We start from the raw sequence: 20493 nt of genomic DNA, 5'->3' as shown, positions 1-20493 counted from the left end.
GCTGGCGCCCGTCCCGGCGCGCCCCCGTCGCGGCGCCGAAGGCGGAGCCCCGCCTCCGTCCGAGCCGTGATAGAACGATCCCGTGAAAACGGTTCTTGTCACCGGCGGCAGCGGGTTTATCGGGCGCGGTCTCGTGAAGGAGCTGCTCGCGCGGGGGGATCGGGTGACGGTGCTGACGCGCGACGTCGGGCGGACGCAGGCGGCGCTGCCCGGGGCGCGCGTCGTGTCGTGGAGCCCCTACAGCGCGGGGCCCTGGTTCGAGGAGCTCGACGGGGTGGACGGCGTGATCCACCTGGCGGGCGAGTCGATCGTCAAGCGGTGGTCCGAGGAGGCGCGGCGCGAGATCGTGAACAGCCGCATCGACACGACCCGCCTCATGGGCGAGGCGATCGGCAAGGCCAAGCGCAAGCCGGGCGCGTTCGTCTGTGCCTCCGCGGTCGGCTACTACGGCCCGCAGCCGGGCGAGAAGGTGCTCGACGAGGGCGCCCCGCCCGGGCAGGGCTTCCTCGCCGACGTCGTGGTCCGCTGGGAGGAGGCCGCGCGCGCCATCGAGGAGCAGCACGGCGTCCGCTCGGTGCAGCTGCGGATCGGCGTGGTGATCGGCGAGGGCGGCGGCGCGCTCGACAAGATGATCGCGCCCTTCCGGTTCTTCCTCGGCGGGCCGATCGGCGACGGCAAGCAGGTGATCCCGTGGATCCACCGCGACGACGTCGTGGCGCTGACCCTGCTCGCCCTGGACAGCGACGCGGTCCGCGGCCCGCTCAACGTGACCGCGCCGCACGCGGCGACCGGCGAGGAGGTCGCGCAGACGATCGGCGCCGTGCTCCGCCGGCCGTCGTGGCTCCGCGTGCCCGAGGCCGTGGTGAAGCTCGGGATGGGCGACGCGGCCGAGATCGTGACCACCGGGCAGCGCGCCTACCCCCGGCGGGCGGAGGAGCTCGGCTACAAGTTCCGCTACGCCCACCTGACGCCCGCGCTCCAGTCGATCTTCAGCCGCTGAGCGACGGGCCCGCGCCGCGGAGCGCCCGCGGCGGAGCGGGCGCCCATCCGCCCCGGCAGCGAAGGATCTGCCTGGGCAGCTGGGCGCCGCGGCGCGGCGCCCAGCTGCTGCCCACGCAAGAAGAGCCGCCGGTGGCGCGCTGAGAAGTCGACCGTTGTCGAGCAGCGCACCATCGGGAGCCCGGACGGCGGTTTCCCAGCGCTCCCCCAAGCGCTCCGTCCGCTTCCATGCTTACGACATCGCGCACCGAGAAGCTTTCGGGATGAGTTGGATTGGCGCGTGCAGGGTATCCCGACTCATGGGCGCAGCGCAGCCCCCCATCGCGACGCCAGACACAAAGTCGTTAGGGGAATCCCCTTGCCGCAGCGCACAATCGCGGGGTTGCTCGTCGTAGGCGGTTTTCCAGCGCGTGAGCGGGGGTGAGGGGCGGACGCAGCCAGCTGTCGCCGTCCGGACAGGCAACTACCCCGGCTCCACGCGGGGCGGCGCGGCGGGGGCGGACAGGCGCGCTTGTGCGCTCATGGGCTGATGCCGCGACTCTGGAGGATCTCGCGCACCACGGCCTGCGTCGAGGCGGGCAGCTCGGCGAGCGAGGCGCGGGCGAGCTCCACGAACTTCATGCCGCGCGCGCGCTTCAGCGCCTCGACGGCCGCGGCGCGCTCCTCGGCGCCCTCGTGCTGGAGGATGCCGAGGAGCATCTCGCCGGCCTCCAGCGTGTCGATCTTCGCGATCGCGCGCACGGCGCTGGCGCGGACGGCGGGCGCCTGCGACTCGCGGTAGATGCGGGCGAGCGGATCGAAGGCGTGGGCGAAGCGGAGCTCTTCGAGCGCGCGGGCGGCCTCGTGGACGACGGTGGGGTCGGGGTCCACGAGCGCGTCGCGGAGCGTGATGAACGTGCGCTTGTAGAGGAAGCGGGAGAGCGCGCGGACCACGGCCACCCGGATCTTCGGCTCGGGGCGGCGGAACAGGTGCTCGAGCGGCGAGAGGATCGTGTAGAGCTCGACCGTCGCGAGCTGCTCGGCGAGGCTGATGAGCTGCTGCGCGGGCGAGCGCTGCGCCGGGGCGGCCTCGGGCGTCGCGCCCTCGACGGCGAGCGCGGTCAGGCGGGCGAGCATCGCGCGGCGGCGGGTGACCTCGGACCACTGCGCCGGGTCGAGGACGATGTCGCCGCACGCCTGGCTGGCGCTGCCGGCCTGCTCCCACTCGACCAGGTCGATGTGCCAGACGTCGGGGAAGCCGAGCTCGTGGCGGAGGTGCGCCGGCAGCGGTGACGCGTCGATCGGCAGGTCCTGCGCGTTGACGTAGCGGCCGCCGGCGCGGGCGTAGTGCTTCTTCCGGTTCTCGTCGAGCGGCAGCTGCGTGAGGGCGCGGTAGACGCTGCCCACCTTGCTGTACTGCCCCGCCTCGCCGAGCGCGATCACGGCGGCGAGCAGCGCGTTCTCGGCGATCTCGGGCGGCGCGGCGCGCTTCTGCGAGACGGCGGACACCTCCTGCCAGAGGCGGGCCTGCGCGAGCACGGCGAAGTTGGCGACGGCGGTGAGCCCCTCTTTGCGCGCGTACGCGGCCATCTCGCGGGCGAGCGTGGCGGCGGCGGAGATCTCCCCCTGCTTCTCGGCCGCGGCGACCGCCTCCTCGTAGGACTGGAGTGCGTAGTAGCGCAGGTGGTCCTCGCGCAGGATGCGGATGACGTTCACGTAGCCCTCGAGGACGTGCTCGAAGGCGCGGCTCTCGCGGCCGACGGCGATGAGGACCTGGTAGCAGTCGAAGGCACGCTCGCGCTGGCCGATGGTCTCGTACCGGTCGGCGGCCTCCTCGAGCAGGTGGACGGAGGCGAAGACGGCCTCGCGCGCGGCCGCGGCGTCGCCCGTGCGGAGCGAGGTGCGGGCGAGGTTGAAGCGGGCGAGGCCGGCGGCGTAGAGGTCGCTGCCCGACGAGGAGAGCAGCTGGGCGAGGCGCGACCAGAGGGCGCGGGCGCGGGCGAAGTCCTGGCCGCGCTCGCGGGCGATGGCGGCCTGCGCGACGAGGCCGGCGGCCTCGTACTCGTCGGCGGCGCGGGCGTAGAGCCGCTTCTGCCGCTCGGGGTCCTGCTCGCGCTCGGCCCAGGCGAGCACGGTGCGCGCGCGGTCGATGGGCGGGACGTGGGCGACGAGGGGGCGCTGGCTGTGCTCGCCGCCCGCGTACCAGGCGACGGTGAGGGCGCTCCTCGGGTCGCCGAGCCGGACCAGCACGTCGCGGAGCTCGTCCGTCATGGCGACGTAGTCGTCCTCGCGGGCGATGGTGTGCTGGAGGGCGCTGAAGAGCGCGTCGCGCGCGCGGGAGAGGTCGCTCCTGGCCAGCGCGGAGCGGGCCTCGTCGCGGAGCTCGTGCAGGGGGCGGACGCCTTGGGTCATGCGGGTGGCCGGCGGGGGAGCGTAGTACAGGTCGGGGAGGGCGGCGCGGCGCCTGCGAGGGCGGCGCGCCGCCTGCGCTCCCGTCCTCTCGCGTGGGAGGTCGTTTGCCGTCGCTGCGAGACGAGGTCCTGTCATGGCACGAAGCCCGACCACACGAGGTGCGATCCGGGCATGCTGGGGCCCGACGCCGGGCGGCCGGGGCTTGAACGGAGGGCCGGCGGCCGGCGGGGGCGCAGGGGAACGGGCGGTCGGACCGCCCGGCGAGGCGCGATCTCGATGGGCAGAGGGCGGTCGGACCGCCTGGCGAGGCGCGATCTCGATGGGCAGAGGGCGGTCGGACCGCCCGGCGAGGCGTGATCTCGATGGGCAGAGGGCGGTCGGACCGCCCGGCGAGGCGTGATCTCGATGGGCAGAGGGCGGTCGGACCGCCTGGCGAGCGGTGATCTCGATGGGCAGAGGGCGGTCGGACCGCCTGGCGAGCATGGGCGCGTGTTGGTCCAGCGCGTGGATCTCGTGGATACACATCCGGATCACCAGATGGGCCGGGCGTTTTTTCGCTCGCGATGTGGGACGAGGCGCGCCACGATAGCTCCTATCGAGCATCTCCTGCGTGCGGTGTCGGGCCGTGAGCCGCGGACGCTCGCAAGGAGTCGATTGAGCCATCGAGTAGGCTCGGCAGGTCCGGCTTTGGCGCGTGATCCCGTATCGAGGCCAAGGTCGGCCGGTGGAAGACGTTACCGTGCCGGAGCGAGGCGCTCCGGGCGCAGGCCGCCCATTGCCATGGGAAGAGGGAGACGGATGAACGCTCGTGAGCCCAAGAAGGAAACCACCGCTGCGCAGGCAGCATCACCGGCCGCGCCGGACGCCGGAGCACGCGGCAAGAGCCGAGACCCCGCGTCCGCCCGGGCGGGGTCCGGTAAAGGCACCGAGGCGCCGAAGGGCCTCCCCGGCGCGCCCAAGGCGCCGGAGCTGCCCGCGCCCGCGCTGCCGAAGGGCGGCGGCGCGATCCGCGGGGTGGATGAGAAATTCTCCGCGAACCCGGTGACGGGCACGGGGTCGTTCTCGATCCCGCTGCCGCTGAGCCCCGGTCGCGCCGGGTTCGGGCCAGCGATGGCGGTGACGTACGACTCGGGGGCTGGCAACGGCCCGTTCGGCGCCGGCTGGCAGCTGTCGATTCCGCGCATCGCGCGGAAGACCGACAAGGGCCTTCCGCGTTACGACGACGCGCACGAGAGCGACGTGTTCGTGCTGTCCGGCGCGGAGGATCTCGTGCCCGCGCGGTCGATCGACGGAGCCGAGCTCGATCGGTACGAGACCGAGAGCGAGAAGGTGATCCGCTACCGTCCCCGCGTGGAGGGCGCATTCGCGCGGATCGAGCGCCGCGAGGTGAAGGCGAGCGGGAACGTGTACTGGACGGCGACGACGCCGGACAACGTCACGAGCGTCTACGGGCGGAGCCCGGAGGCGAGGATCGCCGACCCGGCCAGGCCGGAGCGCATCTTCTCATGGCTGCTGGAGGAGACGCGGGACGACAAGGGCAATGTCGTGGCCTACGCGTACAAGGCGGAGGACCTGACCGGCGTTGCGCGCGACGAGGCGGCGGAGGGCCACCGCCACGCGGGCCGCGCGGCGGTCGCGAACCGCTATCTCAAGCGCGTCCGCTACGGGAACACCGTGCCGGGCGACGCGGAGAGCAGCCTGTTCGAGGTCGTCTTCGATTACGGCGAGCACGACGCCGAGGCGCCCACGCCCCAGGAGAGCGCTTCGTGGCCGGTCCGCCAGGACCCGTTCTCGGTGTACCGCGCCGGCTTCGAGATCCGCACGTACCGGCTCTGCCGTCGCGTGCTGATGTTTCACAAGATGTCCGAGCTCGGCGAGGCGCCGTGCCTCGTGCGGTCGCTCGATCTCACCTATGCGGAGAACGCTACCCTGACGCGGCTCTCCACCGCGACGCAGGCCGGCTATGTCCGCGATCCGCAGACGCAGGCGTACAGCCGCGAGGCGCTCCCGCCGATCGCGCTGACGTACAGCGAGCCGGTGATTCACCGCGAGGTGAAGTCGCTCGACCCCGAGAGTCTGCGCGGCCTGCCCAGCGGCACGATGGGGGCTGGGCGGCGGTGGGTCGATCTCGACGGGGAGGCGCTGCCCGGCGTGCTGATCGAGGAGGGCGAGGCGCTGTATTACAAGCAGAACCTCGGCGGGGGCCTCCTGTCCCCGGCGCGGCCGCTGCCGTCGCGGCCGGCGGTCCTGAACGGCGGGCAGCTGCTCGACGTCGACGGGGACGGGCGCAAGGAGATGGTGGTGTTCGAGCGGCCGGTGGCGGGCTACTTCGACCGCACGGACGCTGGTTGGGCGCCGTTTCGCCCGTTCGCGTCGCAGCCGAACGTCGACTGGAGCGACCCGAACGTCCGTCTCATCGATCTGAACGGCGACGGGCACGAGGACATCCTGATCACGGGGCCCGACACGTTCACGTGGTATCCGTCGCTCGCCAAGGGCGGCTTCGACCGGCCGATCACGATCACGCGCCCGAGCGACGAGGAGCGCGGGCCGTCGCTCGTCTTCGCCGACGCCACGCAGAGCATCTTCCTGGCCGACATGAGCGGCGACGGGCTGGTCGATCTCGTGCGGATCCGGAACGGCAACGTGTGTTACTGGCCCAACCTCGGCCATTGCCGCTTCGGCGCCAAGGTGCAGATGGGCGGCAGCATGCGGTTCGACCACGAGGGCCGCTTCGACCCGAAGCGCATCCGGCTCGCGGACGTGGACGGCTCGGGGACGACCGACATCGTTTATTTGCACGTGGACGGCGTGCGCTTCTATGCGAACAACGCCGGCAACACGCTGGCCGCGCCGGTGCTCCTGCCGCGGCTGCCGGACGTGAGCGAGCTCGCGGCGGTCGACGTGATCGATCTGCTCGGCTCCGGGACCGGGTGCCTGGTGTGGGCCTCGTCGCTGCCCGGGGCGCGCCCGGCGGTGCGCTACATCGATCTGCTCGGGAGCAAGAAGCCGCATCTGTTGACGTCGGTCGCCAACAACCTCGGCAGAACCACGACGGTGACGTATGCCCCGTCGACGAAGTTCTACCTCGCCGACCGGGCGGCGGGCCGGCCGTGGGTGACGAAGCTGCCGTTCGTGGTGCACGTCATCGAGCGCGTCGAGGTGTTCGACGCGGTCTCGCGGCATCGCTTCGTGACGACGTATGCTTACCACCACGGCGACTACGACGGGGTGGAGCGGGAGATGCGCGGCTTCGGCATGGTGGAGCAGCGGGACACGGAGTCGTTCTCGGCGTTCAGCGGGACGGGCTTCGCGCCGCCCGCGGCGAACGCCGATCCCGAGCTGCACCTGCCGCCGGTGCTGACGAAGACGTGGTTCCACACGGGCGCCTGGATCGAGGGGGCGAAGATCTCGGCGCAGTACGAGAGCGAGTATTACGCCGGCGACGCAGGGGCGGTTCGCCTGGAGGATACGGTGCTTGCCGAGGGGCTCAGCGCCGTGGAGATGCGCGAGGCGTGCCGGGCGCTCAAGGGGCGGCCCCTCCGCCAGGAGGTCTATGCGCTCGACGGCTCGGCGGAGGAGCCGCGTCCGTACGTCGTCGCGGAGAGCAGCTATGGGCTCCGGCGGCTCCAGCCCGCGGTGGGCGGTGCGCACGCCGTGTTCTTCGCCCATCCGCGCGAGGCGCTGGAGTACCACTACGAGCGCAACGAGAGCGACCCGCGCGTCGCGCACGCGCTCACGCTGGAGGTCGACAACCACGGCGCGGTCAAGCGGACGGCACAGATCGGGTATCGCCGGCGGGCGGCGTGGGCGGAGTTCCCCGAGCAGGAGGAGGGGAAGGCGACGCTGACGGAGCACGACGTGGTGCACCTGATCCCGGAAGAGGACGGTGCTTATCGGATCGGGGTCCCGACCGGGAGCCGGACCTACGAGCTGCACGGCGTGCCGCTCGGCTCGGACGGTGTGCTCGCGTTCCAGGACGTCCTCGACGCGGCAGATGGCGCGGCGGACCTCGCATACGACGGGACGCCGAGCGGGGGCTTCGAGAAGCGCCTGCTGCAGCACACGCGCACGAGGTACTGGAGCGACGATCTCACGGGGCCGCTGCCGTTCGGCGAGATCGGCAGCAGGGCGCTGCCGTATGAGAGCTATGCCAAGATCCTCACGCCCTCGCTGATCACATCGGTGTTCGGAGCCAGCATCACGAGCGGCGTGCTTGCGGAGGGCGGCTACCTGCAGCTCTCGGGCGATCCGGACTACTGGGTGTCCTCGGGGCGGGCGGTGCCCTCGGCGGCCCACTTCTACCAGCCGACGGCGTTCGTCGATCCGTTCGGCAACACATCGCAGGTGGTCTATGACGCGTATCGCCTGCTCGTGACCCAGGTGACGGATCCTCTGAGCAATGCCGTGATTGCCGTCCCCGACTACCGCGTCCTCACCCCGCGGCAGCTCACCGATGCCAACGGCAACGTGAGCGAGGTGCGCTTCGACGCGCTGGGCAGGGTCACGCTCTTGGCGGTGATGGGCAAGCCGGGGGCCGGCGAGGGCGACACGCTCGAGGATCCGACGGCCACGTTCGCGTACGACCTCGAGCGATTCGTGCTCACCGGCAAGCCGAACGTGGTGCACGCCCGCGCCCGCGAGCAGCACGGCGCTGGCAACACGCGCTGGCTGGACACGTATACGTACTCCGACGGCTCGGGCAACGAGGTGCTGCGCAAGGTGAATGCGGAGCCGGGGCTGGCGCCCGAGCGCGACGGGACCGGCGCGCTGGTGCACGACGCGCAGGGCGACCTGGTCTTCTCGCACGCGACGTCGCGCTGGGTCGGCACCGGGCGCACGGTGCTGGACAACAAGGGCAATCCGGTCAAGCAGTACGACCCGTTCTTCAGCGCGACGGAAGAGTACGAGGACGAAACGGAGCTCGTGGAGTGGGGGGTCACGCCGATCCTGCGGTACGACCCGCTCGGCCGGCTCATCCGGACCGACCTGCCGAACGGCACGTTCTCGCGGGTGGTGTTCGACGCGTGGAAGCAGACGTCGCACGATCCGAACGACACGGTGCTGGAGAGCGCGTGGTACGCGGCGCGCCAGGCGCTGGCTGCAGGCGACCCGGAGCGGCGGGCGGCGAACCTCGCGGCGGCGCACGCCGGGACGCCGGCGGTGAGCCACCTGGACGCGCTGGGGCGGGTGTTCCGCGCGGTGGCGGACAACGGCACCGAGGGGCAGTACGTCACGCAGAGCACGCTGGATATCGAGGGGCAGCCGCTCCTGATCACGGATGCGCGCGGCAACATGGCGATGCAGCACCGGTTCGGGCTGGGCGGGCAGCTGCTGTATCAGAGCAGCAACGACGGCGGCGAGCGGCGGATGCTGGCGGGCGCGACCGGCCAGCGGCTGTGGGCGTGGAACGGGCGTGGATTCGCCTATCGCTCGTCGTACGATGGCCTGCGCCGGCCGACGCACGAACACGTGCAGCTGGGCTCGGGCAGCGAGCGGGTGGCGCGCCGATACGTCTACGGCGAAGCGCATCCGCAGGCGACGTCGCTGAACCTGCGCGGTCGGGCGTACCAGGTGTATGATGGCGCGGGTGTGGTGACGAGCCAGGCGTACGACTTCAAGGGCAACGTGCTGCAAGCGTCGCGGCGGCTGCGGAGCGACGTGCACGCGGACGCCGACTGGTCGGTGCTGGCGGGGCTGACGGATGTGTCCGCCATCGCGACGACGGCCGAGCCGCTGCTGGAGACGGAGAGCTTCGGGACGCAGACGGCGTACGACGCGCTGAACCGGCCGACGAGCGTGACGGCGCCGGATAACAGCGAGATCAAGCCGACGTACAACGAGGCGGGGCTGCTGGAGCGTGTGGAGGCGCGGATTCGCGGCGCGGTGGCGTGGACGACGTTCGTGGACGACATCGACTACGACGCGAAGGGGCAGCGCGAGCGGATCGAGTACGGCAACGGCACCTTCACGGATTATACGTATGACCCGCTGACGTACCGGCTCACGCGCCTGAAGACGACGCGGAGCTCGGACAGCACGGTGCTGCAGAACCTGAGGTACGTGTACGACCCGGTCGGTAACATCGTGGAGATCGGGGACAGCGCGCAGCAGACGGTGTTCTTCAACAACGACGTGGTGTCGCCGAGCGCGCAGTACGTGTACGACGCGGTCTACCGGCTGATCGAGGCGACGGGGCGGGAGCACGCGGGCGGGCTGTCGGACGCGCCGCGTGACCAGAACGACCTTCCGATCCAGTCGCTGCCGCACCCGAACGACCCGCAGGCGCTGAGGAACTATACGGAGCAGTACGTCTATGACGCAGTGGGCAACCTGCTGCGGATGGTGCACCAGGCGGGTACGGGGAGCTGGACGCGGTGGTATGCGTACGAGACGGCGAACAACCGGCTGATGAGCACGACCGGAGACCCGGAGCACGGGCCGTTCCGCACCTATGCGCATGACGCGCACGGCAACATGACGTCGATGCCGCACATCACCGCGCTGACCTGGGACGAGAACGACCAGGTGCGGAGCACGGATCTCGGCGGCGGCGGCGATGTCTATTACGACTACGATGCTGCGGGGCAGCGCGTGCGCAAGGTGTGGGAGCACAGCGGGCTCGTGGAGGAGCGCATCTACCTCGGCGGCTACGAGGTGTACCGGAGGCACAACAGCTCGGGGCTGGAGCTGGAGCGGCAGACGCTGCACGTGATGGACGGCGCGCGGCGGGTGGCGATGGTGGAGACGAAGACGGTGGACACCTCGGGGCCGTTCACGGTGACGCCGCGGGTGCGCTACCAGCTTGACAACCACCTCGGGTCGGCGTCGCTGGAAGTCGACGGGACGGGGCTGGTGATCGGGTACGAGGAGTATCACCCCTATGGGACGACGGCGTACTGGTCGGCAGCGTCGGGGATCGAGGTCTCGCAGCGGCGGTACCGGTACACGGGCAAGGAGAAGGACGAGGAGACGGGGCTGTACTACCACGGGGCGAGGTACTATGCGCCGTGGCTGGGGAGGTGGACGAGCGCGGATCCACTCTGGCCTCCGCACGTCACCATGTACGCTTATGGAGACTCCAGTCCCATTATTAAGAGCGACCCCAGCGGGCTACAGGCGACACCCGGAGCTGACGACGTCATTTATCAGGGCAATGTGACAATCGACGGTGTCGAGCATCGGCAGTACTCCACGTACGCCGGCGATTTCGTCTGGCAAGAGCCTATTATTTCTGCGGATCACTCGCCGCCATTGCCGGGATCTTCTAAGCCCGCAGCAAGGCCACCCTCTAAGCCCGCAGCAAGGCCACTCGCCCCGTCGGCTTCGCAGCCGAAATTCTCGGAAGCCTCGGACTCGTCATCCTGGAAGGATAACTCCTTGGTGCAGTTCGGCGCCGGGGCGATCATTGGTGGTCTTCAGGGTTGGTTACCGTTCGGTTTCGTTGGAAACGCAGTGTCGATGCCCACGCGATACTCCGAGCTGGGCCGCGGCGTCGGCGAAGCCGCCATGGGCTTGGCGCAGATCATCGGCGGGATCGGGGCCATCATCGGCGGCGGAGGTGCAGCGGTGGGCGGCGTGGCGGCCGCGCCTGTCACAGGCGGCGCGAGCATCCTCGTCACGCTGGCAGGCGGATCCGCCGCTGTTGGTGGATTGGCAGCAGTTGCCCAAGGGGTCACAAACGTCGTTGCTGCTGCTGGTTCGATAAGCCATGCGATGTCGATGTCGGGGTCTAGTGGCGGCGGAAACGGTCCAAAGAAGGCACCCGAGAGTACAAAGATCGATCCGAGCGAGTATGAGACTCATGCGCGAGACGTACTCGGTGGAAAGAAGCAATCCGTTGATATTCCGGGGGACACGCCTGTAGATATTGATGCTGCTACAGAAACCCACTTCTGGCAAATTAAGCGCATCACGAGTTTCAACAAATGGCCCGTGGATCGGCTTCCGGGGGATCTGGTGCGCCAGCTCGAGAGAACCAAGGCGGCGGCTGCGCTCCACGGCAAACAGATCGGTATTGCGACTCACCAGCCAATTCCAAGTAACTATGCCGAGATGATAAAGAAGCTCGTCCCAGGTGTCCAGTTTCGTGTGATTTCTCCGTAGTCGGATCGTTGGTTTCGTTGTCTCTGTTTTACGCGTGGGGTGTTATGGCAGGCAGCCTTTTGCATGGGCCGAAATTTGAGCAGGTCTGGTACACCGCCGGCGATGGCCAGCGGCATTACGAGCTGTTGCCGCGCGGCGGTGACATTGAGGTGATGTCCAATTCGTCGTGGCAGGAAGTTGTTGAGTACTTTGAGTCTCTGGGTGTGCCACGGGAGATGTGGCCGGTTTGTGAAAGCAACATAGATGCTCCGTTGACGAGGATCCTGTCGCAGAACGAAGATCTGCGTAGAGTTTTTCGCGATGTGACATTGGGCCCGGTGCGTCCAAGCTGGGCCGATTTTGTATTCCGAACTGTCGCCGCTGGCGAATTCTTGTTCTATTGCGTTGAATAGTCTCTGAGCTCGTCGTTCGAAATGATGTCTCGTCTGGCCCGGTGCGAGAGTTTTATTCTCAACGACAGCGTCCGTCCGACCCGCGCCGGTCCAGCCGCAGTGCCGCTGGGCCGTCGGAAGCTGCTCAATCCGGAAGGCTCTTGTCTCGTCTGTCGAAGATTCCCGACGAACCGTCAATGCGGGCACTGCCTGAAGACGACGCGGAGCCCGGACAGCACGGTGCTGAAGAACCTGAGGTACGTGTACGACCCGGTCGGTAACATCGTGGAGATCGGGGACAGCGCGCAGCAGACGGTGTTCTTCAACAACGATGTGGTGTCGCCGAGCGCGCAGTACGTGTACGACGCGGTTTACCGGCTGATCGAGGCGACGGGGCGGGAGCACGCGGGCGGGCTGTCGGACGCGCCGCGCGACCAGAACGACCTTCCGATCCAGTCGCTGCCGCATCCGAACGACCCGCAGGCGCTGAGGAACTATACGGAGCAGTACGTCTATGACGCAGTGGGCAACCTGCTGAGGATGGTGCACCAGTGGGTGCACCAGGCCGGGCTGGGGAGCTGGACGCGGTGGTATGCGTACGAGACGGCGAACAACCGGCTGACGAGCACGACCGGGGACCCGGAGCACGGGCCGTTCCGCACCTATGCGCATGACGCGCACGGCAACATGACGTCGATGCCGCACATCACGGCGCTGACCTGGGACGAGAACGACCAGGTGAGGAGCACGGATCTCGGCGGCGGGGGCGATGTCTATTACGACTACGATGCTGCGGGGCAGCGCGTGCGCAAGGTGTGGGAGCACAGCGGGCTGGTGGAGGAGCGCATCTACCTCGGCGGCTACGAGGTGTACCGGAGGCGCAACAGCTCGGGGCTGGAGCTGGAGCGGCAGACGCTGCACGTGATGGATGGCGCGCGGCGGGTGGCGATGGTGGAGACGAAGACGGTGGACACCGCGGGGCCGTTCACGGTGACGCCGCGGGTGCGCTACCAGCTCGACAACCACCTCGGGTCGGCGTCGCTGGAGGTCGACGGGGCGGGGCTGGTGATCGGGTACGAGGAGTACCATCCGTACGGGACGACGGCGTACTGGTCGGCAGCGTCAGGAATCGAGGTCTCGCAGAGGAGGTACAGGTACACGGGCAAGGAGAAGGACGAGGAGACGGGGCTGTACTACCACGGAGCGAGGTATTACGCGCCGTGGCTAGGGAGGTGGACGAGCGCGGATCCGGCGGGGATGGTGGACGGGCCAAACCTGTATGAATACGTGCGAGGGAGTCCGGCTCGGCTGAGGGATCCGAGTGGAACGCAGGGAGACGAGCCCAACTACGGGCTTGAGGCGCTCCAGCGGATCAACGAGGTGAACGCAGCCCAGCTCGGGGTGCCCTCTGCAACGCCGGAAGAGCAGAAGGCGCGGAGAAAGCACGCAGCCGAGGCAGCGACGGCCAGAGCGGAAGCTGCTAAGGAAGCGGCCCTGAGGGCTCGTGCCACTCCTGCGACGAAGGAGGAGCGCTGGGAGGCCGCCAAGACGGGCATCAAACACGATGTGACCGAGAGCGCTGGGCACGCTCTGCTTGCCTCGGCGCTACTGCCAGCCGGACCAGTGCTCTTCTTGGGGTCCCTGTTCGTCGACCTCAGCGGGCTGCATGGCGAAGCGCCGTCTGCTGGCGCAGAGGGGCTACGCAAGTTCCAGCTAGAGGATAACTACGAGACTGGACGGGCGATTTCACAGACCGTTCAGGCAGGAGCCGCTTTCGTCCCGTGGAGCGAAATCGCTGCGGGGGCGCGAACGGCAGCGGGGAAGCTGCCTGAGTTGTACGGCCTGGGAGCAGGCGGCGGCGGCAAGGTGGTCACCTTCTCGGAGCGGTTCGCCGCGGAAGCAGCCGCTGAGACTGGCGCCGCCGCAAGGGTAGCACCCAGGACCTTCACCAGCACCGATCCGCAGGTTGGAGAGCTGGCGACCGAGATCGAGAGGCGCGTTCCCGGGATCGTGGAGGATGTCAACATAAAGACGATGCGGCCCAACGGGCTGCCTGGTACGGACCTCGACATCGCGTTGACCGATGGGCGGGTGATTCAAATAAAGACTGGCAATACGAAGGGTTTGACGACTCAAATGGAGGAAACTGCGGCGCGCGGCTGGGATCCCATCGCCTATGCGCCCAATGCGTCAAGAGCCTTACAAACACAATTCGCGCAGAGATGGTGGCCGCTGGCCACCACCCCAGAGAATCTTTATGATATTGTAAAGGCCGGTCCTCGGCCATCGCATTGGATCCAAAAGCCATGACCGATACCCTAACGATTGCCGCACCGCCCGGGGAGTTCATTGAGAGCCTCGCCGCGCCACTTGACGAAGTGTTTCAGCTCACCAAGACGGAGTTTGGTGGGATCACAATTGCCGCCCCTGGGGAGAGGTGGATCGTTCTCAATCCAAACCCGTACGCGGAGATCGAGGATCCTGATACCGTCCCAATGATCACTAGGCTCATCGGAGCTGCTCCGAGTTTCTTCACCCTGACGACGAGCAACCTGCCGCTCACGCGTCGGGTGGTGCAGAAACTCGCGGAACGACGTGACCTCGTGGTGGATACGCAGCATGGCATCATTCTGCCGCTTCACGAATTCGCTGAATTGATCCGAGCTCGACCAATGTGGGACTGGCGTCGGTGAAGGAGGGCGGTGCAGCAGCCGCTCGTCCAATCCAAGCGCCTTCGACCAGCCCGGTGTTGTTAGTGTTGTGTTGTTGTTGTTGACGCTTGCCATCGACCGCTGTTCATGCGCCAGGTGAGCGGGCCGAAGATGGGGATGGTGAGCGCCCGGAGCGGATAGCGGAGCGGTTTCCAGCGGCGGTGTTCCAGAAGCTCAAGCTTGCGGCACACCGCGTTCCCCCGGATCGACCCATCGGATCTCCCGGGAAATCAGCGCATCGAGCAGCCGGCTTCGAGCGAAGCTTCTGGGACGCCGCCATCATGGGCTCGAAGCGGCAGATGGAGGACCGAGGACGACAAGCAGAGCTTCTCGGCCGCCTTCCGGATCGAGAAGCCCCGGGCACTAAGCTCGATCGGAGCAAGTGAGCAATTCGATGATCATGGATCTGATGCATTTTCAAGGCTCTGTTGAGCGGGATATTCACGTCTTTCGTGATGGTGTGCGGATCGAGAGCGTCGAGACGGCGCTGCGGCAGGTTGCGCGCGATCTGTCGTATCAGTTTACTGTGCTTCGCGGGGATCGAATGGCGAATGAGGCGGAGGTGTTAAGAGAGCTCGCTCAAGCGTTCGGGTTGCCTCATCGTGGTGATGCGGGCTATAATCGGAGCTGGGATGGTGCCGCAGACTGTATCACGAGCATGCGTTGGTCGCATCGGTCGCAGTCGCCCAGTGAATCCCAGCGTGGGCATGTCGTGCTGTTTCGCGAGCCGGCGCATCTCATCGCCGCCGATGCGCTCTCGTTCGCAACGTTGCTCGATCTCCTCGGCACGCGAGCCGAGTCCCCCGAAGGCCGCGAGGTGCCGTTTCACGTCGCTGTCGGCCCGATGAGCTTCCGCCACGAGTTTTTTGCGACCCTTCTAAAGGTGGAACGACACTTCTGCCATGACTGCCAGCTGGTGGACCGAGCCGAGGAGGACGAATAGGCTCTGCGCGCCGAGGCCAGGGACTGACGGCGAAGGCGTGAAGGAGTCCGTAGTCCACGCCGAGTAAAGAATCTGCACCACGTCCGTGCGCCACGTGACGACGCCTAGCCCACTCGGGTCGGGGAGCCGTTCGCCGGGCCCGTGCGCCCTCGACCTACCCGGTGTTGTTGATCTTGAGCCTCGCCACCTAGCGATGTCCATGCGCCAGGTAAGCAGTCCGAAATTTCAGGCTCGGGCGCCTGAAGACGACGCGCAGCGCGGACAGCGCGGTGCTGCAGAACGGGCGCTCGGCGCGGAGATGGAGCGGCCGTCAAACGGCGCATCTCGGGCGCATCGTGAGGCGCCCCGCGGAACCGCGCGATCCCGGCTGTAGCTCGGGCCGCGGGCTGCTAGAGGGGCGGCCGCCATGAAGCTGCTCCTCCGGATCCTGCCGCTCGCCTGCTCCGCCGCTGCCGCCGCCTCGTGCGGCGGCGGGGTGGAGCGCACGCCGCTCGTCGTCGAGGTCGGGAGCGCCGAGCCGGGCGCGTCGGGGGCGCCGGGGGCGCCCGACGCGCCGCGCGCCGCGGCGCCGCGCGAGGGGGCGCCGGGCGATCACCGCTTCTGCGGCTGGCTGCACGAGTTCCTCGGCGATCCCGCGTCCACGGATCTCGGCTACGACACCTTCGCGGCCCGCGCCGAGGCGTTCGACGCCGTCCACCCGAAGTGGTGGCGCGTCGCCTCGCCGACCACGTTCGAGAACCACCCGCGCGGCCGGTCCGCGCCGTTCGCGGGCTTCCACGACCGGCGCGTCCTCGACCGCACGACGCCCGGCGGCGGGCGGACCCGGCTCGTCCCGCTCGTCGCCGCGGTCGACCGGCCGGACGTCGTCGCGGTGCACGCGATGATCCACGATCCCGCGCTCCGGGCGCAGCACGTGGCGGGCCTCGTGGCCCTCGCGGTGGAGAACGGCTACGACGGGCTCGACATCGACTACGAGCACCTCGCGTCCGTGCTCGGGCCGGGCGAGACCGTGGAGGCCGAGCGGGCCTCGTTCTCGGCGTTCATCGACGAGCTCTCGCGCGCGCTCCACGCGGCCGAAAAGACGCTCTCGCTCGCGGTCCCGGCGGTCGCCTCCGCGACGGGCGTGTTCGACTACGAGGCGCTGAGCGCCTCGGCGGATCACGTGCACGTGATGAGCTACGACTACCACTTTGGCGGCGGCGCACACGCCGGCCCGGTCGCGCCGCTCGGGTGGGTGGAGCGGACCGTCGCGTACATCGGGGGCCTCGACGGCGGCGCGCGCCGCGAGAAGTTCATCCTCGGTCTGCCGAACTACGGGCTGCTCGGGCCGGAGGCGCCGGGGGACGCGGGTGCCGTGGTGGGGTGCGAGCCGCTCGGCAAGTGCCTGGAGCTCGCGGGCGGCGACGGCTACGACACGAGCACCGACCACATGCGCCGGTGCCCGGAGGACGGGGCCGCGCGGCTCGCGGCGGGGAGGGCGCCGAACCGGGTCCTCGCGAGCGGAGAGCACCTCTTCTTCGAGGACCTCGGGTCGCTCGAGGAGAAGGTCGTCGCCGCCAAGCGGGGCCGGCTCGGCGGGGTGACGTACTGGAGCATCGGCGGCGAGCCGGGCGAGGCGGCGTTCTTCTCGATGATCGAGCGCCACTTCCCCAGGTGATCGCGCCGCGGCGCGCCCGGGCGCCTCAGACCTTGAGGAAGATGCCCCGGCGGTGGAGGGGGTAGAGGAGCACGAGCCAGAGGGCGACGGCCGCGAGCGCGAAGGCGAGGGAGGCGTTCAGCGGCGAGAGCCACGACGCGAAGAGGCGCGTGTAAAGGAGCTCCAGCGCGCTCGTCCTCGCGCCGTCGTCTCCGGTCCTGCTCACGTGATAGAGCAGGTGTCCCATCATGGTCGAGCCCACGTAAGCCGCGATCGGGTTCGCCCCGAAGATCAGGAATGGAGCGCCCCAGCGCCGCCATCCCTTCAGGTCCACGATCCACACGCAGGCGGCGAGGACGACCGCGGCCACGCCGGCGGTGAGCAGCGCGAACGAGCTCGAGTACAGGCTGCGGTTCCACGCGAACCACGGCGCCCAGGCGGCGCCGAGCGCGATCCCCGCGGCGCCGGCGGCGAGGAGCCCGGCGACGCGCGCGCGGAGCCCGGCGGGCGCGGTGAGCCAGCGGCCGCAGAGGCTCCCCAGCATCACCGTCATCGCCGCGGGGAGGGTGGGGAGGATGCCCATCGCGTCCCAGCCTTTGCGCGCGATGTGCCCCCCGAGGAAATATCGGTCCACGCGGGCCGCCAGCGTCTCGTGGGGATCGTCGAGCGGAGAGAGCTGGAGGACGAGCCAGTAGCCGATCAGGGCCGCGGCGACGATGCCCGCCTGTTGCCTGGCGGTGGTCTTGAGGCAGAGGAGCGCCGCGAGCACGTACGCGGCGCCGATGCGCTGGAGGACGCCCGGGATGCGCAGCTCCGTCAGGCGCTCTTCGGGAAAGAACGGGAACGCCGACAGGAACAGCCCGAGCAGGATGAAGATCGCGCCGCGCCGTACGATCTGGAGGGCGAGCTCACGGTCGGTCGCGCCGCGCGCGCGGCGCCCTGAGATGGAGATGTGCAGGGTCACGCCGACGATGAAGAGGAAGCAGGGAAATATCGTGTCTGCGAGTGTGCAGCCCTCCCAATACGAGTGGGCCAGGGGCGGATAGATGGCCGGGAAGCTGTCCTGGAAGTTGACGAGGAGCATCGCGACGATGGTCATTCCGCGGAAGATGTCCAGCGATTGGAGCCGCATGCGATGAATGTAGTGCGCGTGGCATGATGAGCCATGACAGCGTCTCTCCGTCGTGCGTCGTCCGTCAGCGGCATGACGAGGGCGTCTCTCTGTACGTGCCTGTCCGGCGTGCCCGGCTGTTCGGGGGTTCGTGGCGCCGGCGCGCCCGCCTCGGCCTGTCGCGCGCCGGCCGCCGGCCGGTCCTGGTCGCGCGGCCCGGCGGGTGAGCCGGCGCGGGCCGGCCCGGGGCAGCCGAGCGGAGCGACGGCCGGCGACCTCGGGCGGCGGCGCGGGCGGGGCCGCCGCGGTGCGCGCGGGCGGGGCCGCCGCGGTGCGCGCGGGCGGGGCCGCTGCGGCGCGCGGAGGGGAGCGCGGCCGTCCCGCTGCGTGGTATGGTGCGCGCCGTCACAGCGAGAGGAGATTTCTGCCATGGCACGCACCCCGTCCACGATGCTTGAGCTCGGCACTCCGGCGCCCGACTTCCGGCTGCCGGATTTCACCGGAAAGCAGGTGGCGCTGTCGGATTTCACCAGGGAGCGGGCGCTCCTCGTGATGTTCATCTGCAATCATTGTCCGTTCGTCAAGCACGTCCGTCACGAGCTCGCCCGGCTGCGGCGCGATTATCGCCCCGAGGATGTGGCCATCGTGGCCATCAATCCGAACGACATCGTCGCTTATCCGGCGGACAACGCCGAGGCGATGGCGAGAGAGGCGCGCGAGTTCGGTTATACGTTCCCGTACCTCCTCGACGAGGCGCAGCAGGTGGCCAAGGCCTATCGGGCGGCCTGCACGCCGGATTTCTACCTCTTCGGCCCGGATCGCCGGCTGGTCTACCGCGGTCAGCTCGACGACAGCCGCCCTGGCAACGACGTCCCGGTGACCGGCCGCGACCTCCGCGCCGCCATCGACGCGGTGCTCGCGTCGGCGCCCATCCCCTCGGATCAGCGCCCGAGCATCGGGTGCAACATCAAGTGGAAGCCCGGCAATGAGCCGGAGTATTACGGGCGGATTTAGCGGGAATCACAGCCGATTGGATCCGGGTGGAGGTCCGCTCGGCGTGGCAGGCTCGCGCACGTGCCCCGCCCTCGCTCCGCTGCCGAGATCCTCTGCTCGGTCCCGCCCCGCGATCGCGCCGTGCTGCTCCGGCTCGGCATGGATCTGGACGACCGCGAGGCCGCGGAGCTCTTCGTCGAGGGCGTCCGCGCCGCCGACGACGCGATCGCGGAGCAGGTGCGCTGGGAGCGGGAGCACCTCGGCTGAGGCGGAGCATTCCGGCCTGCCGTGCACACTTTCCATGCCCGGCGCCGTCGATCTGGCGAGGGGCCCGTAGTATCCTCCCGGACATGGGCCCGCGACGAGACAGCGCTGCCCCCGCCAGGAAGCGTGTGATCCCCGAGAACGACCCGGTCTGGCCGTGCTGCGCGCGCCGACGCGCTACGACGAGGAGATCAGCGACGAGGAGCGTGCCGCGGTGGCGGCTGACGCGAATGCTCCGGGGATTCCTGGCGAAGTGGTGACAGCTGAGATCCGTAAGAGGGCGGAAGCCGAGGGCGCCTTGGCGGAGTACGAGGAGATCATTCGGGCCCACGGGCGCGCACCGTCCCTTCCTCGATGACCTGGCAAGTCGAGTGGACGCCCGCAGGGCACCATCTCGCTTCAGCGGATCTCATGGCAGGACGTCGAGCGCATCGACGCGGCTGTCCAGCGCTTCGCAACTACCGCAGAGGGCGACGCTTACCGGCGTCCCGGAGACGACATCACAACCGTGCGGCTCCTACGACGTCCGCGCCACGTTCGACCCATGGGACGGCACGATGCGGGTCTGGTGGGTGTACTCGGTGCAACGCCCGCTCGCCGAGCGCGGCGAGGCACCACGTCGCCGCGACGATGCGGTCGCCTTCCTCGGCTAGCCGCCCGCCTCCGGCGCTCGCTGGCGGCACCGAGGTATGCCTTCGAGGGCTGGGCGCCGATGCCGCCGAGTGGTCGGAGCGACGCTCGTGGGCCGCCGCCGCTCCGCCGCCGAGATCCTCCGCTCGGTCCCGCCGTGCGACCGCGCCGTGATGCTCCGGCACGGCCTCGACCTTGACGACCCCGAGGCCGCGGAGCTCTTCGTCGAGGGCGTCCGCGCCGCAGACGACGCGATCGCGGAGCAGGAGCGCTGGGAGCGGGAGCGCCTCGGCTGAGGCGCGAGCATTCCGGCTTGCCGCGCGCATTTTCCATGCCGG

The 20493-nt window shown here is 69.2% G+C and carries 12 protein-coding genes; 10 read left to right on the top strand and 2 right to left on the bottom strand.

Annotated features, from left to right (window positions below; genetic code table 11):
- Positions 1–82 precede the first annotated feature (82 nt).
- Entirely contained in the window at positions 83–1000 is a 918-nt protein-coding gene (locus tag NQZ70_RS37340; protein WP_129578495.1) for a TIGR01777 family oxidoreductase, read from the top strand.
- Positions 1001–1518: 518 nt separating this feature from the next.
- Here the strand turns inward: NQZ70_RS37340 and NQZ70_RS37335 are convergent.
- On the bottom strand, positions 1519–3390 hold the full coding sequence (locus tag NQZ70_RS37335; RefSeq protein WP_129578494.1) for a HEAT repeat domain-containing protein: 1872 nt from the start codon (positions 3388–3390) through the stop codon (positions 1519–1521).
- Between the two features lie 798 nt (positions 3391–4188).
- On the opposite strand from NQZ70_RS37335, the gene NQZ70_RS37330 reads away from it, so the two are divergent.
- The 6 genes from NQZ70_RS37330 (at position 4189) to NQZ70_RS37305 (ending at position 17178) form a co-directional block, all read left to right on the top strand.
- The gene (locus tag NQZ70_RS37330; protein WP_129578493.1) at positions 4189–11496 is read left to right on the top strand and encodes a SpvB/TcaC N-terminal domain-containing protein; all 7308 of its coding nucleotides are present in this window, start codon (positions 4189–4191) and stop codon (positions 11494–11496) included.
- A 44-nt stretch (positions 11497–11540) separates the two neighbouring features.
- The gene (locus NQZ70_RS37325) at positions 11541–11888 is read left to right on the top strand and encodes a hypothetical protein (RefSeq protein ID WP_129578492.1); all 348 of its coding nucleotides are present in this window, start codon (positions 11541–11543) and stop codon (positions 11886–11888) included.
- 219 nt (positions 11889–12107) lie between these two features.
- Complete coding sequence (locus tag NQZ70_RS37320; protein WP_237244386.1) at positions 12108–14177, top strand: RHS repeat-associated core domain-containing protein; 2070 nt, start codon at positions 12108–12110, stop codon at positions 14175–14177.
- Positions 14174–14560, top strand: a complete 387-nt coding sequence (locus NQZ70_RS37315) for a hypothetical protein (protein WP_129578491.1) — start codon at positions 14174–14176, stop codon at positions 14558–14560. The genes NQZ70_RS37320 and NQZ70_RS37315 overlap by 4 nt, the downstream gene beginning before the upstream one ends.
- 412 nt (positions 14561–14972) lie before the next feature.
- The gene (locus tag NQZ70_RS37310) at positions 14973–15521 is read left to right on the top strand and encodes a barstar family protein (protein ID WP_129578490.1); all 549 of its coding nucleotides are present in this window, start codon (positions 14973–14975) and stop codon (positions 15519–15521) included.
- Positions 15522–15927: 406 nt separating this feature from the next.
- On the top strand, positions 15928–17178 hold the full coding sequence (locus tag NQZ70_RS37305) for a glycosyl hydrolase family 18 protein (RefSeq protein ID WP_129578489.1): 1251 nt from the start codon (positions 15928–15930) through the stop codon (positions 17176–17178).
- 25 nt (positions 17179–17203) lie between these two features.
- Here the strand turns inward: NQZ70_RS37305 and NQZ70_RS37300 are convergent, their stop codons facing one another.
- Positions 17204–18289, bottom strand: coding sequence for an acyltransferase family protein (locus NQZ70_RS37300; protein ID WP_129578488.1), 1086 nt, complete (start codon positions 18287–18289; stop codon positions 17204–17206).
- Positions 18290–18697: 408 nt separating this feature from the next.
- Here NQZ70_RS37300 and NQZ70_RS37295 point away from each other — a divergent pair, with 408 nt between their 5' ends.
- The 3 genes from NQZ70_RS37295 to NQZ70_RS37285 all read left to right on the top strand — a co-directional run bounded on the left by NQZ70_RS37295 (position 18698) and on the right by NQZ70_RS37285 (position 20451).
- Positions 18698–19282: a thioredoxin family protein gene (locus NQZ70_RS37295; protein ID WP_129578487.1), complete on the top strand. Its 585-nt coding sequence runs from the start codon at positions 18698–18700 to the stop codon at positions 19280–19282.
- A 60-nt stretch (positions 19283–19342) separates the two neighbouring features.
- Positions 19343–19528 carry a hypothetical protein gene (locus NQZ70_RS37290; protein ID WP_129578486.1) on the top strand — a complete coding sequence of 62 codons (186 nt, stop codon included), beginning with the start codon at positions 19343–19345 and terminating at the stop codon, positions 19526–19528.
- 719 nt (positions 19529–20247) lie between these two features.
- A complete protein-coding gene (locus tag NQZ70_RS37285) occupies positions 20248–20451 on the top strand; it encodes a hypothetical protein (protein WP_129578484.1) in 204 nt (67 codons plus the stop codon).
- The last annotated feature ends 42 nt before the right edge of the window (positions 20452–20493 follow it).

The sequence above is a fragment of the Sorangium sp. So ce836 genome (assembly GCF_028553905.1).
Classification (GTDB): Bacteria; Myxococcota_A; Polyangia; order Polyangiales; family Polyangiaceae; genus Sorangium; species Sorangium cellulosum_D.
Note: the sequence above shows the minus strand (reverse complement) of the source record. Positions and strands in the feature narration are given on the sequence as shown.

Bases quoted from the DNA above. Each gene is read 5' to 3' on its own strand.
- NQZ70_RS37335 (WP_129578494.1), bottom strand. From the start codon at position 3,390: ATGACCCAAGGCGTCCGCCCCCTGCACGAGCTCCGCGACGAGGCCCGC.
- NQZ70_RS37330 (WP_129578493.1), top strand. From the start codon at position 4,189: ATGAACGCTCGTGAGCCCAAGAAGGAAACCACCGCTGCGCAGGCAGCA.
- NQZ70_RS37325 (WP_129578492.1), top strand. From the start codon at position 11,541: ATGGCAGGCAGCCTTTTGCATGGGCCGAAATTTGAGCAGGTCTGGTAC.
- NQZ70_RS37315 (WP_129578491.1), top strand. From the start codon at position 14,174: ATGACCGATACCCTAACGATTGCCGCACCGCCCGGGGAGTTCATTGAG.
- NQZ70_RS37310 (WP_129578490.1), top strand. From the start codon at position 14,973: ATGATCATGGATCTGATGCATTTTCAAGGCTCTGTTGAGCGGGATATT.
- NQZ70_RS37305 (WP_129578489.1), top strand. From the start codon at position 15,928: ATGAAGCTGCTCCTCCGGATCCTGCCGCTCGCCTGCTCCGCCGCTGCC.
- NQZ70_RS37300 (WP_129578488.1), bottom strand. From the start codon at position 18,289: ATGCGGCTCCAATCGCTGGACATCTTCCGCGGAATGACCATCGTCGCG.
- NQZ70_RS37295 (WP_129578487.1), top strand. From the start codon at position 18,698: ATGGCACGCACCCCGTCCACGATGCTTGAGCTCGGCACTCCGGCGCCC.